Source organism: Pseudomonas sp. SIMBA_067, assembly GCF_046534675.1.
GTDB classification, from domain to species: Bacteria; Pseudomonadota; Gammaproteobacteria; order Pseudomonadales; family Pseudomonadaceae; genus Aquipseudomonas; species Aquipseudomonas putida.
Map to the genome: position 1 here is coordinate 1 of NZ_JAWRYH010000817.1, position 256 is coordinate 256.

Below are 256 nucleotides of genomic sequence, written 5' to 3' on the forward strand. Positions count from 1 at the left end.
CCGAAGTCCGCAAGCATGGCGGGCATGGGGGAAAACTGATAGCGCCAGGCGAAACCGTCGGTAGACAATTCGAACTCGAAACGATACATGCCGAACTCGTCGGCATCTTTCGCAACAAATAGACCGTCCAGCCATGATCCAAGATTTTTATCTAACTCAAATTTAACCTTGAATGTGTCGTCTTTCGACAAGGAAACCGAAAATAGCCCCAACTCCTTCAGGTCTGGCGAAGACGTCATCGCCATGACATTTCGAT

1 protein-coding gene is annotated in these 256 nt (G+C 48.8%); it reads right to left on the minus strand.

Translation table 11 applies throughout. The features are described 5' to 3' along the window. Positions 1-245: hypothetical protein (locus tag SB765_RS31475; RefSeq protein WP_410932738.1), on the minus strand; the 245-nt coding region annotated here is incomplete at its 3' end. Positions 246-256 lie beyond the last annotated feature (11 nt).